Here is a 272-nt window from a genome sequence, read left to right as displayed (position 1 = left end):
TCGATAGCTTACATGCTAGAAATAATTATCTGTAATGATAATTAAGTAAAATACATAGCACTGAGTCCAAGGAAACTAACTCTACTAGCAAATGTTACTCACTTGCTAATTTTACATGGTTATTAAGTTGGGATGGCTTAATAACTCATACTTTTAGTACTATACGAAGATAACAAATTTACAATGAAAGTAATTAATTATTCATCTTATTTTTTAGTGAATTTGTTCACTGTGTCGATAATCCATTTTACTAAGTCACCGATTGTTGAAAA

General features: G+C 28.3%; 1 protein-coding gene. It reads right to left on the bottom strand.

The window, feature by feature from the left end:
* Window positions 1–206 precede the first annotated feature (206 nt).
* Window positions 207–272: delta-lysin family phenol-soluble modulin (locus ACQG3P_RS19785; RefSeq protein ID WP_426805994.1), on the bottom strand; the 66-nt coding region annotated here is incomplete at its 5' end.

The sequence above is a fragment of the Stenotrophomonas sp. SrG genome (genome assembly GCF_050031795.1).
Lineage (GTDB): Bacteria > Pseudomonadota > Gammaproteobacteria > Xanthomonadales > Xanthomonadaceae > Stenotrophomonas > Stenotrophomonas rhizophila_A.
Note: the sequence above shows the minus strand (reverse complement) of the source record. Positions and strands in the feature narration are given on the sequence as shown.